A 14,657-nucleotide genomic window follows, 5' to 3' on the forward strand; every position below is an offset into this window, starting at 1 on the left:
ATGAAAGGAGATTCTCGATGTCAGCATCATTTATCATCCGCGATCCTGCAGGACGTGAGTACCCTGTTGATGGCCCAATCAGTATTGGACGTTCTTCCTCTAATTCCATTCCGATTCAGGAGCCGCTTGCCTCTCGTCTACATTCGACGATTTTCCCATTTCAAAATACAATCCGTATTCGTGACGAGCACAGCACCAACGGGACTTTCGTCAACAATGCAGCTGTCACCGGGGAAGTTCAGCTAAACGTTGGAGATCAGATCCAAATCGGCAATACTGTCTTCTACGTGACGCAAGCCCGCGCCAGAGTGAACAATCAGGAAACCAGGCAACCTATCCCCTATGCGAATGCGGGGGGCGAGCCGGGTGCTTGCCCATCTTGTCATCAGTCAACTTCGGTGCGATCCTCGGCCGATGCTCAATTGGCTGCGCCAGTACAGCCGAGCGATACCCTCGTCAAGGTGTTTACTATCTTCACGGCGCTTTTCTCTATCACAGGAGTCTTGCTTGTCATTGTCACCATTGCGCCTTTGCTACTCGGCGGCGCTTTCTTGGGCGGCTTTGGCGGCTATGGGAACAGCATCTATTCGGGCGCTATGTTCCTCAGTTTTTTGGCCGTGTTGATTGCCATGGCGCCGGTAGTTCTCTTGCTCGTGGTCGTCCCGTGGATGATGCGCAGTTACCTGGTGCGCTTGCACCGGCAGCAGATGGACGACTGGCAACGGGCAAACGCCAAATGGCACAATCTGCTTTACTGTGAGGAATGTGCGGGCGTGTTTTTGGCGGGTCAAAAGCGGTTGATACCCCTGGAACACATGCAGGCCTTCTTGTACGAGATGGTGAATCAACGTGTCGTGATGGGTTTCTCTCTGTAGGCATCATCTCAACTGGGTGAAATAGGATTTGGGAGACGAAATGGGTATGACCTCAAACTATACCGACGATTCACCAACCCAGCCAGTCCCCGTGCTGCGCCCAGGGTCAAGGCTGAACCCAGGGAAAGGCGCGGCTGCACTGATCAACCAGCCAGAGCAAGCGGGAAGCGGCCAGTTGGACAATCCGCATAGAGCCGGCGAAGTTCAGTCTGCGGTCTCAACGCAAGCCCACGAACCAGATTCCGAGACCGCCCAATTGACAGGCTCTTCTCTCTCTTTGCCATTCGATCAGCCGCAGTCCGGTCTTGTTGATCAACCCAGTGAGGCGCGACGTCTTGGTCAAGATCTTGGCGCCTCAACACCGGTCCCTCTCTCGGTGACACCGCGGCCGTCCACTCTACCTGTCGCCGCGCAGTCCAAACCCCGACATTTCTTGCCGATTATTGCCCTGGCAATTGCTGGCATCTCTTTGATCCTGAATGTCGCTGTTATCACACAACTGCTTCGCGCGCGTAATCAGGTAAACATGAGTATAGATAATGCCGCTACGCAGCTTGAGGCGATCTGCAATCACGACGCCAGAGTCTTGACCTTCCCAATTTCACAAACTATTCGCTTTCAGGGCGATATCCCCATACCGCAGGGTTTGGTAATCCCCTTCAAGGGTAACATCCCGTTTCGCACCACCTTGCGTGTGGAGACTTTTCCTGGTGGTCCGGTGATCAACGTTCCGATCAACACGATCGTACCCGTAGACACTAAAGTGCCGATACCCGATTCCATTGTCATCCCAGTTGACACCACTATTCCGTTTCGGCAAGACATTCCGATTGACCTGTGCACCGAGGCGAGTCCCTTTCGTGGATTACTGGGGCAGTTCGTCAACGAGTTACGTGCCCTCCAAGATGGGTTCTGAGACGCACATTGACTAGGAGGTGTAATGATGTTAGGCTCGAATACACGCGCCATAGCCGTCATCGTTGTGGCTGCGATCATCCTTCTCGGCGCAGTAACTGGAATCCTCATTGCGAATCAGCTGCAGAAGGATCAGAAACCCCAAGCGGTCGTGTTGCCTGGCAGTACGGGGACGCCTTCACTCGAATCACAACCTCGATTGGATGCTACGGTTGCGATTACGCCGACAGTGACTCAAATCGTAGGCTTGTCACCTTCGGCGGAAAGAGTGCCTGTCCCGAATGGTTCTACGGAGAACAAGACCGGTATTGCCATTCTCCCTATCATCCAGTTGAGGGGAGACCGTCGCTACGTTCTGGAGATTACGTCGCAAGCCGGTAGTCTCCCATTCAGCGGCTCCTATACGCGTGGCAGTATTGATCCCAAGATCGCCATTGATGTCGTGGCTGAGATCAAGGGAACGACGCGTTGGGAGCAGGAAATTCAACCCCCATCCCCAGAATCACGCACCTGGACACTCGGTGTGTCCGTGACGACGTCTCTGGGCAAGGACATTCGTGTTCAAGTGTGGGACATTGGGCCAAAGTAGGCCCTATTCGTTGCGCAAGTAGAGGAGGCAATATGATTGACAATTTGAGAACACTCATCCAGGACAATCCCCTGCCAGCCGTGCTAATTGGAGTCGCCGTTTTGCTCCTCATCGCGTTGTTGGTTCTGTTAGTCCTTTGGCTGCGCCGACGCAATGCGGCGGGCGAGACAACCATCAACGTTGGCGTTGAAAACGGCGGCGGTGAATGGCAGCCTTCCTCGCCAGCATTGGCATCCGTCAATAGCGGCGGCTTCGGTGGTATGCCCACTGTGGGCGCTGGTCGTGCCGCCACGGGTGCACCGACTGTGAGCCCAGGTGTGATCCCGGCTTCGCCGGCCACTTCTGCGCCCACCGCGCTTCCTGGCGCTACGCCGGGCTACGCCCCGTCGCCCGCATTTGGTAGTATGCCGCAGCCGCCAAGCGCCGGTGGTCATGCACCGGCTGGCGGCACGGTCGTTCTGGATCGCTCTCCCAAGCCCAAACATGTCGCGATCCTCATTGATCGTCGAGACGCGTCCAAGCGCCATGACTTGCGCGCCGAAACTGACATCGGTCGAGCCCAGACCAATGCCATCGCGATTGCTGATACCACGGTCTCGCGTCAGCATGCACGCATCCGCCTGCAGGATGACAGGTTCGAGCTTTTCGACCTGGCTAGCGCCAACGGCACCTTCATCAACGGTCAGAAGGTTGAACAACCCCGCACGCTGACCGACGGCGATGTCGTGCGTTTCGGAGATGTGGAGTTTGTGTTCAAACAGTTGACGTAGGAGGAAATGCTGAATGAGGAATGCTGAAGGCTAAATGGGGCGTGCTGCGATATCTCAGGTCGCGATAAGAACACTGAATGAGGAATGCTGAACGAGGTGCGGGGTTATGTTTCAGGGGGACAAGTACGATTTGCGTAAGCGGACGAAGGCGTTTGCGCTGCGCGCTATTCGCTTCTTCACCTCGCTGCCAAATACGCCTGTGGCGCGGCACGATCGGCGGGCAACTGTTGAGAAGCGGACCTTCAGTGGGTGCGCACTACCGGGAAGCCATTCGCGGCCGATCATAGGCCGAGTTCGTGAGCAAACTCGAAGGCGGGATGCAGGAGTTGGAAGAAACCATTTATTGGAGCGAACTCCTGGTTGATGCCGAGATTGTGTCTGAAAGCCGACTCGCTGAATTGCTCACAGAAGCCGATGAACTGATGGCAATTTTTGCCTCTTCTGCCAAGACAGCCAAAGAACGATTGCGGGTGAAAAGGGCAGGTTCACAATCGAGTAGATCAAAACCTGCGCCTGCCAATGTCCCTCATGACAGCGTTGCCTGAAGGGTCTCTATTCAGCTTTCAGCATTTCGAATTCAACATTCTCACTGAATGACATTCATCATTTAGCATTCATTATTCAGCATTGGAAAACACACATGGACACGTTGCTCGGTACCACCCTGGGCGGTAAATACGAAATCCAGGCCGAAATCGGCCGCGGCGGGATGGGCGTTGTTTACCGTGGGTATGATGTGATGCTGCGCCGGGCCGTAGCGATCAAGGTGCTGCCCCTGGAATACACCTATGACCAGCAATTCGTAGACCGTTTCCGCCAGGAGGCGGTCACGGCCGCGGGGCTGCATCATACCGGCATTGTTACCATCCATGATGTCGGCCAGCAAGGGTCGTGGTATTACATCGTCATGCAGTATCTGAATGGCGTGACGCTCGATCAATGGCTGGCCAACCGCGGGCCGATGCCGATTCCCATGACGGCCCAGGTCGTGCGCCAGATCGCCGACGCGCTCGATTATGCTCATGGCGCCGGCATCGTGCACCGCGACATCAAGCCCTCCAACATCATGATCGGGCCAGACGGTCGCGCCACGCTGATGGACTTTGGCCTGGTGCGCGCCGGGGAGGGCAGCAAGCTCACCCGCAGCGGCATGGTCGTGGGCACGCCAGAGTACATGGCTCCTGAACAAGCCCTGGGCAGTCCCGTGGATGGACGCACTGACATCTACTCGCTCGGGGTGGTCATCTACCGCATGCTGACCGGGCAGGTGCCCTTTGTCCGCTCCAATTCCATGGCCACGGTCTATGCCCATGTCAATGAGCCGCCGCCCCCCCTGCGCATCTTGCGTCCAGAGATGCCTAAATCCGTGGAAGCCGTGGTGCTCAAGGCATTGGCCAAACGGCCCGATGACCGGTATCAGGATGGCGCACGGCTGGTGGCTGACTTCGATCTCGCCGCCAGCGGCAAAATGCCGTCGGGGCTCAGAGCCACAGTTCTACCCGCGTCGTCCAAGTCCCAGCCGGGCGTGGCGCCTGTGTCGTCCAAGTCTCAGCCGGGCGCTCAAAGCCCTCGACCGGGCGCAGGCAAGTCGCCCGCGCCCGGCGCCTCGACCCGCAGCAGCCAGCCAGACGCGCCGCCTGTCTTGGCGCAGACGTCTCCGAGGTCGGCGCCAATCACGACGAACGATGCACCTGCGCCAGGCGATCAGGCAGCCACGCAAGCACTCGGGCAAACGTCACCGCCGCTTGTCAGCCGGGACGCCACGCAAGTCACGAGACCGGCGCCGGTTTCTGGGGAGACGCGCCCGGCCGCCATGCTGACGCCAGGCGCGACCGTCGCCTCGAGAGCGACGCCGGCGCCGCGCCGCGGCTTGCCCTTGCTGCCCATCCTGGGCGCGGTGGCCGGCATCCTTATTTTGGGCGTTGGGGGCCTGGCGCTGGTGCGGCCGCGTTCAGCCGTGACGAACCAGACGCCAACGACCGCGCCTGTGATCATTGAGACGGCGACGTCCGTCCCCACGCCGACCGCCGCCGCGCCGGTTGACACCCCATCCCCCTTGCCGCTGCTGACGGCCACGCCCACGCCGACGCCCGTCCCAACGCTGACGGGCATCCCAACCGCAACGATGACACGCACGCCCTCGGCGACGCCCACTGGCGCCGCTACGGCCACCATCACACCCACCGCGACGCCGATCCTTACGCCTACGCCCAGCGCGACGCCGACGACGACTCGTATTACTGTGACGCCCACACGGACGCCTGCGCCGCCTACGAACACACCTGCGCTGCCTACGAACACGCCTGCACCGCCGACGAACACACCTGCGCCGCCGACAGACACGCCCAGGCCGCCAACGGACACGCCGGCCCCGCCGACAGACACACCGGCGCCGCCGACAGACACACCGGCGCCTCCAACCAATACGCCGATTCCGGACCCTACCGACACTCCGCCGCCGACCAATACGTCGGTCCCGTGAGGTATCCAGTTGGAAGTTAGCCATGATACATGGAGAAAATAGCAATGAAGAGCCGATCTGTATGTATTCTATTGATCGTACTATTTGTGGTTACCGGCATACTGGCTTTCACGCCTGTTTCTGCGCTGAATGACTCGCCTGGCAATGGCGACCTGGAGACCCCCGGCGCCGTACCAGTCAAAGCCATCGAGGCATTGGACACGCCTGAACCGTCTCAAGTCATGGCGCGTAAGCCCGACCGCTTACCCCCGGCGCCGCAAGGCATGCCATCAACGGGAGCGGCGCCCGCAAGTGTGCTTAGTACTGAGTTGCTGGTCAATGGTAACTTCGAAGCGGGCCGAGTAGGCTGGTCTGAGACCTCTCCACTTCAATTTCCTATCGTCGTGAACTATACCCAATATGGACTACCGCCGGCGCACGGAGGATTTTGGCTCGCCTGGTTAGGCGGCTACACTCTCGCCGATGATCAGCTGTTTCAGAATGTGACTATCCCCAGCGATATTGCGGGCGGCAGGCTGAGCTTTTGGTACTATTCTGATTCGGTTGAGACCGATCCTTTGTATGATTACATCACCATGACTATCAGCGACCCCAGCACCGGACATCAACTGGTTGAAGTGGCGTATGTTGATGCCTATCCTCCGACGCGCTCATGGCGCTATTATCAATACTCCTTGACCAACGCCGATTTGGATGCCATTCGCGGTAGGTACGTACGTGTGCGCTTCCGCGTACGCACCGATTCTATCTTTGTCAGCGCGATGTTAGTGGATGATGCTAGTTTCTTGATTTCCACCTCGCAAGATCCCGCGCCCTCGGCAACGCCCACGCCATACGCTGCCGATGTGGTCTGGGTCAAAGAAGCGGAAGATAATGTGATCAACCCACCGATGTCTATCGCACAGAGCAATGGCGCGTCGGGATGCTATTATGCATACGATCCGACTTCATTTTCCAATGGGATGGTATCGCTCCCGTTTACACTTGCTTCCACGGGTGATTACTATCTGTGGGCGCGCGCGATGGGATTGGACTGGAACCAGAACTCCTTCCTTGTGTCGCTTGATGGATTCACGGAGATTCATCTCGAGGTGCCGCAGTTTGGCGGGCAATGGACGTGGGGCTGGGAACCGGTGCAAGAGGAGAATTACCCACCAGTGCGCTATCGCCTAACAGCCGGCTCCCATGTTTTCCATTTCCGGACGCGTGAGGCGAACACGCGCCTGGATGCCGTGTTATTGACGAGCAACCCATCTTTTGTGCCGACCTACGCAAGGGCGTGCGGACCGACGCCCACCAACACACCCACCATAACGCCCACCAGGACGCCAACGCCTACCTGGACTCCAACATACACGCCAACGGCAACCTGGACTCCCACGTGGACTCCAACATACACGCCAACGGCTACCTGGACTCCCACGTGGACTCCAACGTACACACCAACGCCTACCTGGACACCAACGCCTATACTAACTTCCACTCCAACTCCGACTTCCAGACCCTCTGGTGGTCGTGTTTTGCTACCAGCGATCATGATGCAGCCGACGTCCACGTGGACGCCTACCGCCACGTGGACACCTACGTACACGCCCACGCCGACTTGGTCGCCCACACCTACACCCACGCCGCCCTGCCCTGGCGACCCCTATGAGCCGAACGATTCATATGACGCGGCCTGGGGACCGTTCCCACTTAACCAGGATTTCAACGGCTACTTCAAGTGCACAGCCGATTTGCGCGACTATTACCGCTTCAGCCTGGAGCAGCCTCGCACTCTGGTGATGACGCTGCGCAATATCCCATCTGGATCAGGCTATCAGACTGCGCTCTATGCGTCCAGCAGCAGCAGATTGGGCGAGGCCACGACGCCATTGAATCAGACTGAGACCTTCGAGGTTGAAGCGCCCGGCCAGGCAAATCACTACGCCGTGCGCGTGGTGCGCCCGGCGGCGCCGCCAAATTACAATGATCCCTATGTGTTGCGCGTTACGGCCCAAGGCCCGTGCGAGCCGAATGATTCCTTCGATCAGGCCGGCTCTTGCTGGCTCACCTCCAAGGTGGCGCACTTTGCCTTCATCGAATCCGCACAGGATCAAAACGACTACTATGCACTGCAGATGCTGGCCCCGCACACTATCCGTATTGAGCTGACCAGCCTGCCGCTCAACACGAACTTTGACTTGTTCCTGTACAATACGAACCGGACTGAGATCTACCGTTCCGACGCCGGCAACCCCGACGAAACGATCCAGACAACGGTCTTGCCAGCTGGCACTTACTATGTCAGGGTCAAGCAAACCAGCGGCTTCAGCAACAGCGACACCTATGCATTGAAAGCCGTTTTTGATTAGACCCAACAACCGCTTTTCATGAACCCTCAGGTCGCAGGATTGGAAAACGTGCGGTGGACACACTAGTTGGCACAATGCTCGGCGCTAAATACGAAATCCAGGCTGAAATCGGCCGCGGCGGCATGGGTATTGTCTATCGCGGCTATGATGTGATGCTGCACCGGGCTGGCGGTGAAGGTGCTGCCGCTGGAATACACCTACGACAGGCAGTTTGTAGACCGTTTTCGCCAGGAGGCAATCACGGCTGCTGGGTTGCACCATTCCGCAATCGTGACCATCCATGATGTTGGCCAACAAGGGCCATGGCACTATATCGTTATGCAGTACCTCGACGGCCAGACCCTCGAACAATGGCTGCTTAACCACGGCTCGATGGCGCTCCCCATGACGGCCCAGGTTGTGCGTCAGGTTGCCGATGCATTGGATTACGCACACCATGCCGGTATCGTCCATCGCGACATCAAGCCGTCGAATATCATGTTCGGTCCAGATGGTCATGTGACGCTGATGGATTTCGGCCTGGTGCGCGCCGTTGAGGGCAGCCAGCTAACGCGCAGCGGCGTGGTGGTGGGCACGCCGGAGTACATGGCACCCGAGCAAGCCCTGGGCGATGCGGTGGATGGCCGCACGGACCTCTACTCCCTGGGCGTGGTCATCTACCGGATGCTGGTGGCCCAGACGCCTTTTGTTCGTTCCACATCCCTTGCCACCGCTCACGCTCAGGTGTACGATCCACCACCACCTCTCCGCATCTTGCGTTCGGACTTACCCAAGCCCGTAGAAGCGGTCGTGTTGAAGGCATTGGCCAAGAACCCAGATGACCGCTACCAGCTTGGCGCCGAGCTTTCGACCGACTTCGATCTGGCCGCCCGCGGCAAGATGCCGCCCGGGTTGAAGGGCACCGTCCTTCCTAAACCGGTGAAGGACGCTACTAAAGCCCCGCGGGTGGGGCTGTCAAAGAATCCACGTTCGCCTACGCCCGAGGTTCAACCAGAACAATCCAGATCCTCCAAGCCACCGTTGCGATCGGAGATGCCTGCTAGCGACGCCGTAACGGTGGTGTTGAAACCTCCGGGTCCTCCTGCAATTCCCTCGCCGCCCGAGAACACGGTTATCATTTCAAGACAACCTGATCAGATCCGGGCGCCAATGGTTGACAATCCGATTGCCCAGCAGTTGCAGGCGGCAGTGGAGGAGCACCGAGCAGCACCCCAGATGGAGCAGACGATCAAAACTGAATTGGCAGCAACATCCGGCGATGCCAATGCTGTCGTCTTGCCGCAAGCGGTTGGTACGAGCCTGTTGTCTGTGCCTGAGCCAGGCCGCGAAACGGTTGAGATGACCAGCGCGATGATGAAGGAAAGGCCGCTTGTTTTAGCGCCTGATCGGTCAAAAGGCGATCATTTGGTATGGATTCCGGTTTGGGCATTGTTCGTTGTGATGATCTTGATGGTGATCCAGGGAGGACGCGCGGATCGAGCGACCCTTGCATTAGCGCCAACCCCAACAGTTTCGACTGGCCGAACCGTTGAGCGAGTGTCTGCCCACCAAACCAGAGACCAGGCTGCCCGCACTGCGACAGCGCAAGCTGCCACGAGCACCGCCGATGCCGAGTCAACCGCGACGGCAAAAGCCGCCTTGTCATTCATCCACGCCACTCGAACAGCTGCGACCCGTGCTGTGGCCACAGAAGTTGCCGCGACTGTCACAGCCGCATCGGCCAGAGCCACCAGAACAGCCGAAGTTCGCGATGTGTCCACGGAAGTTGCTGCCATTAAGGCGAATGTGGCAGCCCAAAATACCTCAACGGCAGAAACTGCGGTTGCTGCCATGAAGGCAACCGCGGCAGCCCAAAATACCAGGACCGCAGCAGCAACTGCGGTTGCCCGAGCAACCAGGACCATACGAGCCGCAACCGCAACCGCCCTGGCAAGAATCCCTCGCGCAACCGTGTGGGCAAATCAAGATTGGCAAGATAGCGGCATCTCCGTGCAGGCTGGGGACACTCTCAGGATTCGCTACCTCTCCGGCGCATGGTCGAGTTGGTCGAATTCCCTTGGACCCCCTCCATCTAGCGGACACAGCGAAGGTATCATGCCAACTGTATCTTGGACTGGCCTCATTGGTCGAATCGAGCACGGCCCGCCCTTTGCCATTGGATCAGAGGCTCGCGTGGCAGCCAGTTCCAATGGGCGCTTGTTTCTTCGCATCAACGATACTGATACGAGGGACAATACTGGGAGTATCGTTGTGCTTATCGAGGTTATTCGCTCGTCGCGCTAAACGATAACTACGATTTGCCGTATTGATGCGAGTGCCGGTTATCCTCTTGGCGATCAGCGTAACGCCACTCCTGCGGTTGACGCCCTTGAGTTGATAAATTGACATAAAACGATTGTTCCGCATTCGACATGGGGAAACAGACCTTGAATCCTCCCTTAATCGGCGTTACACTGGCTAATAAATACGAAATCCAGGCTGAAATCGGCCGCGGCGGCATGGGCATCGTCTATCGCGGCTATGATGTCATGCTGCGCCGATCGGTGGCGGTGAAGGTGCTGCCGCTGGAATACACCTACGACAGGCAGTTTGTAGACCGTTTTCGCCAGGAGGCAATCACGGCTGCTGGGTTGCACCATTCCGCAATCGTGACCATCCATGATGTTGGCCAACAAGGGCCATGGCACTATATCGTTATGCAGTACCTCGACGGCCAGACCCTCGAACAATGGCTGCTTAACCACGGCTCGATGGCGCTCCCCATGACGGCCCAGGTTGTGCGTCAGGTTGCCGATGCATTGGATTACGCACACCATGCCGGTATCGTCCATCGCGACATCAAGCCGTCGAATATCATGTTCGGTCCAGATGGTCATGTGACGCTGATGGATTTCGGCCTGGTGCGCGCCGTTGAGGGCAGCCAGCTAACGCGCAGCGGCGTGGTGGTGGGCACGCCGGAGTACATGGCGCCCGAGCAAGCCCTGGGCGATGCAGTGGACGGTCGCACCGACATCTACTCCCTGGGCGTGGTTGTCTATCGCTTGCTGACCGGGCGTATACCTTTCGTCCGCTCCACCCCCATGGCCAGTGCTTACGCGCATGCTCATGACCCGCCACTGCCTCCGCGTGTGCTGCGCCCCGATTTGCCCAGGTCAATTGAGGCCGTCGTGCTCAAAACGCTGGCCAAACGACCGACTGAACGCTATCAGAGCGGCGCCCAACTGGCCGCCGATTTCGATTTGGCCGCCAGCGGCAAGGTGCCGCCAGGGCTCAAGGGCATCAACACTCCGCCAACCATCAGAAGCGCCGCGCCGCCGCCTGCCCAACACCCAGCGTTGCTCACACGACGCGTCGTCGGGGAGCATGCAGTTTCGCCGGCCGACGGGCAGACGATGCCCATGCCCGCTCACCCGGGCGCCAACGAGGCTGCCAGGACGACGCCCGCTCATTCCGGCACGCACTCGCTGTCTCCACTTGGACTTGGCGCAGCCACGCCTGGCACTTCACCTCTAACGCAGAAGCTGCCCTTCTGGCGCATTATGGCTGTCCTGGTCGGCATCATCCTCTTAGCGGTCGCGGGCCTGGCCCTGACCCACCAGCAGACCGCAGCAACCCTTGCCACACCAACCGTGGCCGCGCCAACTGTCCATGTACAGGCTGCCGAGACGCAGATGCCAACGAGCGCCCCAACCGCCATGCCCACCTTGGCGCTGGCGACGTCACAGCCGCCGATCTTTCGCTTGGCGAATCAAGCGAAAATCACCTTCGATTGGCAGCCGTCGGCGTCGCAGCGTGAGGATTTCAGCCAGATCAATCCGGGATGGTATGTTGGAGACAATGATTCTGGCCTATGGCAGGTCAGCGATGGCGCTTATCGGCTTACCATTCACACGGCCAATTCGATGGTTTGGTTGTGGCGCAATATCAGTGTGGGCAACTTTCATGTGTCCGTAGATGTCGAGCCTGACCAGCGCTTCAAAGACACACGTACTGGCCTCCTTTTTCGCGGTTCGGGCGCTCAAGACTTCTATCAGCTCGACTACGCCCCTGGCAAAGGGTATGAACTTTCCAAACGGATTAACGGCGCAACGACCACATTGATTCGGCGCACTGCCGTGCCACGTCGGGGTAGTGTAGTGCGGATGGGCGTCACCGTGTTGGGGCCTGAGATCCAGGTTGAAATTGACGGTCAGGCCATGGCCAGGGTTGTTGACACAGCCCGTGGTCGCGGCGATGTGGCGATTTACGGCGTTTCAAGCAACGCGGCCGACGCCCGCTTCGTGTTTGACAACTACGCGTTCGAGCCGGCTGCTTCCGAGGCAATCCCGATGTCATTGGTTCCCTATCTCGACCCATCCAGCCGTTTTAGTTTGTACGTGGCCGAGAACTGGACCCAAAGCCTGGATGGGTCAGGCGTCAATTTTGATTGGGTTGAGCAACTGGCGCGCGTCTTCGTTCAGCAGGTCAGTGATGCACAAGCTGACGATACACCTGAGGAGGTCGCACGGAAGTACATCCTTCGTGCGCGCACAACGTTTGAAAACATCGTCGAACGGGAAGGGCAGGCTCGCACCCTTGGTGATCGCCCCGCATATGAGAGGGTCATCAGCGCGCAAGTCATGGGAGCCAACCTGGTCATCCATCTCGTCGCCGTGAACGACCGGGGCCGCGGCTATGTCGTTGTCAGCGCAGCAGAGGCATCACATGAACCGCCGCTGCGCCCGCTGCTGGCCTATGTCATTGACAGTTTTCGCCTAGATGATAGCCCTATGTCATCGCCGACCGCTACCATGACGCCGACCAGCGTCCCAACCGCGCAAGTGACGGCCACTCCAACACGAGTGTCGGTTTCCAAACGCCCTGCGCCAACCTCGGTGTTGGCGACCGCCACACCAACAAGACAACCTGTTTCGATGCCTGGCGGTCGCATTGCATATTCGGTTTGGAATGGGCAAACGGCCCGTTTTGATACGTATGTCTACCGATTATCTGATGGCGCGCGTACCCCGTATTTACCTAACCTGCGCCAGCCAGATTTCAACAGTAAGGGCGAGCTGGTGGCGAACGCTGAAGGCGCCAGCGGTGATAACCTGGTGCGAACAGATAGAGACGGCAACAACCTACGCATCATCAGCGCATACACCGAGGACTCCCGCCCGCACTGGTCGCCATCTGGAATCAGTATTGTCTTCGATTCTACGTCGCAAGGTGATTCACGTTACCGAATTTACTTGCAGGACGATGCCGGCTACCGTCACAGCGTTCCGCCTCTCAAGATCAACGGACAGGATCTCTTTGGGCGCTATTCAGTTTATCTGAAAAACTGGCGCATTGCCTTCAATGGCTGCAATAACTGGAGCGATGGCAGCGTCTGTGGCATTTACACGATTGACGGTCGCGGGCGCAATCCGTTGGCGGCAACGAATCAACCCAGTGATATTCCGACCGACAACCATGAATCACAGATCGTGTTCATGTCTGATCGCAACGGCAATTGGGATGTGTACCTAGTCAATTTCGATGGCGCAAACCTGCAACGACTGACCAGCCATCCCGCGCGTGACGGCTTGGGTACCGTGTCGCCCGACGGAAGCTACGTCGCGTTCATTTCGGACCGAGATGGGGCCTGGGCCGTGTATGTCGTACCGATCAGTGGTGGTCAAGAACACAAACTGTTCGATTTGGGCGGCGGCTACCATACTGGTGAATGGGACTGGCTGCAAGAAAGAATTTCCTGGGGGCCATGAAGCATATTTATTGTCCACCCAATGGACTGCACATATCATCGTCAGAAAGGACTGATCAGCAATCATGAACAATCGCCTTGAGAACCAAGTCCACCCTCGCGGACGCTACACGCGTTCTTGCGCCTGGCAGTCGCCCAGCCGGCGCGCGCGACCCTTCTTGGGCGCTTTCATCCTGGCCCTGCTGTTGACCGCCTGCCGTGCGCCGAGCGCGCCGCCAACGTCGGCTCCGCCGGCCGCCGACATGACGCCCATGCCCACCCTACCGGCTGTGGTGATTGGCGAGACGGACCCCACCGTGACCCTGGCGCCGACGCCGCTGCCCACGTCAACCCTAGCGGTCACACCGACCCAGACTTCCACGCCGCGGCTTGACCAGGTGGCGCCCACGTTGAACAGCCCGGCCAACAACAGCAGCGCCAGTGGCCGCACGGCGTTCCGCTGGGCATGGGATGGCCCGGTTTTGACTAATAATCAGGGCTTTGAAGTGCGCATCTGGAAAGAGAGCCAGGCCGATCACTTTGGCGCGGACAAACCAGTGCGCACCACCAGTGTCACGATTGACCTCAACCAGGCGGCCGGCGTGCGGCAGGGCGGGGCCGGTACTTACCTCTGGACGGTAGCCGTGGTACAATTGAATCCGTACAAACGGATTGGCAAAGAGGCAACGCCTCGCACTTTAAGAATTGGCGGTGTTCCGCCGACGCCGTCGCGCAGCGCAGCCCCGTTGATCGGGTCAGGCGCGGCGCAGCGGTTCGCTGGCGCTGTGGGCCTTCTGAGCGGCAGCCTGCTCCTGGGTTGGCTTTACCTCAGCGGCGCGTTCGAAGCCTGGCTGCGCCGCCGCCTTCGCCAGTGAGACGAAGCGTTACGCCGTAGAATACGTTGCCTTGTAGCGTACGCCAACTCGTGGACGGACGTGAGTGGTAGG

General features: G+C 58.7%; 10 protein-coding genes. All 10 read left to right on the top strand.

Annotated features, from left to right (window positions below):
* Positions 1-17: 17 nt before the first annotated feature.
* The 10 genes from ACPQ6D_RS01240 to ACPQ6D_RS01285 all read left to right on the top strand — a co-directional run bounded on the left by ACPQ6D_RS01240 (position 18) and on the right by ACPQ6D_RS01285 (position 14,585).
* A complete protein-coding gene (locus ACPQ6D_RS01240; RefSeq protein ID WP_423222463.1) occupies positions 18-875 on the top strand; it encodes an FHA domain-containing protein in 858 nt (285 codons plus the stop codon).
* Between the two features lie 46 nt (positions 876-921).
* A complete protein-coding gene (locus ACPQ6D_RS01245) occupies positions 922-1,791 on the top strand; it encodes a hypothetical protein (RefSeq protein ID WP_423222464.1) in 870 nt (289 codons plus the stop codon).
* A gap of 24 nt (positions 1,792-1,815) precedes the next feature.
* Complete coding sequence (locus ACPQ6D_RS01250) at positions 1,816-2,379, top strand: hypothetical protein (protein WP_423222465.1); 564 nt, start codon at positions 1,816-1,818, stop codon at positions 2,377-2,379.
* Between the two features lie 32 nt (positions 2,380-2,411).
* A complete protein-coding gene (locus ACPQ6D_RS01255) occupies positions 2,412-3,149 on the top strand; it encodes an FHA domain-containing protein (protein ID WP_423222466.1) in 738 nt (245 codons plus the stop codon).
* A gap of 296 nt (positions 3,150-3,445) precedes the next feature.
* Complete coding sequence (locus tag ACPQ6D_RS01260; protein WP_423222467.1) at positions 3,446-3,694, top strand: four helix bundle protein; 249 nt, start codon at positions 3,446-3,448, stop codon at positions 3,692-3,694.
* A gap of 95 nt (positions 3,695-3,789) precedes the next feature.
* Complete coding sequence (locus ACPQ6D_RS01265; RefSeq protein ID WP_423222468.1) at positions 3,790-5,631, top strand: serine/threonine-protein kinase; 1,842 nt, start codon at positions 3,790-3,792, stop codon at positions 5,629-5,631.
* 44 nt (positions 5,632-5,675) lie between these two features.
* Positions 5,676-7,985 (top strand): PPC domain-containing protein, encoded by a 2,310-nt coding sequence (locus ACPQ6D_RS01270; RefSeq protein ID WP_423222469.1) that lies wholly within the window; start codon positions 5,676-5,678, stop codon positions 7,983-7,985.
* A gap of 177 nt (positions 7,986-8,162) precedes the next feature.
* Positions 8,163-10,268 (top strand): serine/threonine-protein kinase, encoded by a 2,106-nt coding sequence (locus tag ACPQ6D_RS01275; protein ID WP_423222470.1) that lies wholly within the window; start codon positions 8,163-8,165, stop codon positions 10,266-10,268.
* 143 nt (positions 10,269-10,411) lie between these two features.
* Entirely contained in the window at positions 10,412-13,732 is a 3,321-nt protein-coding gene (locus ACPQ6D_RS01280; protein ID WP_423222471.1) for a protein kinase domain-containing protein, read from the top strand.
* Between the two features lie 64 nt (positions 13,733-13,796).
* Positions 13,797-14,585, top strand: coding sequence for a hypothetical protein (locus ACPQ6D_RS01285; protein WP_423222472.1), 789 nt, complete (start codon positions 13,797-13,799; stop codon positions 14,583-14,585).
* The last annotated feature ends 72 nt before the right edge of the window (positions 14,586-14,657 follow it).

The organism is Candidatus Amarolinea aalborgensis (genome assembly GCF_900491745.1).
GTDB classification, from domain to species: Bacteria; Chloroflexota; Anaerolineae; order SSC4; family Amarolineaceae; genus Amarolinea; species Amarolinea aalborgensis.